Genomic DNA, 382 nt, shown 5'->3' with positions numbered 1-382 from the left:
AGCCTTGATTATAAAGATCTACTACTTTTGCAATAGCGTCATGGGCCCCACGGTGGGGACGGAAGCCAAAACTATTATCAGAGAAAACACGCTCAAAGATAGGCGTAAGAATTTGGGCTACAGCTTGTTGAACCATTCGGTCCACCACCGTTGGTATTCCAAGTCTTCTTACTCCACCATTAGGCTTCGGAATTTCTACCCGTTTGACTGGAGCTGGTTTATACTTGCCCTCACGCAAACTAGCGATCAGTTCCGTCTTATTTTCTCTGAGATATGGCAGAAGGTCATTGACTGTCATATCGTCAACGCCTGCTGCTCCTTTATTTCTCTTAACTCGCAAATAAGCCTGATTAAGGTTATTGCGATCCAAGACCAGGTCTTG

At 45.0% G+C, this 382-nt stretch carries 1 protein-coding gene; it reads right to left on the bottom strand.

The window, feature by feature from the left end; all coding sequences use genetic code 11:
* Positions 1–382, bottom strand: a 382-nt coding sequence (locus QOS06_RS10755; RefSeq protein ID WP_283596067.1) for a reverse transcriptase domain-containing protein, incomplete at both ends; no start/stop codon positions are given.

Origin of the sequence: Limosilactobacillus sp. DJ3M12 (genome assembly GCF_947381695.1) — a bacterium.
GTDB classification, from domain to species: Bacteria; Bacillota; Bacilli; order Lactobacillales; family Lactobacillaceae; genus Limosilactobacillus; species Limosilactobacillus kinnaridis.
This window is presented reverse-complemented; position numbering and strand designations above follow the sequence as displayed.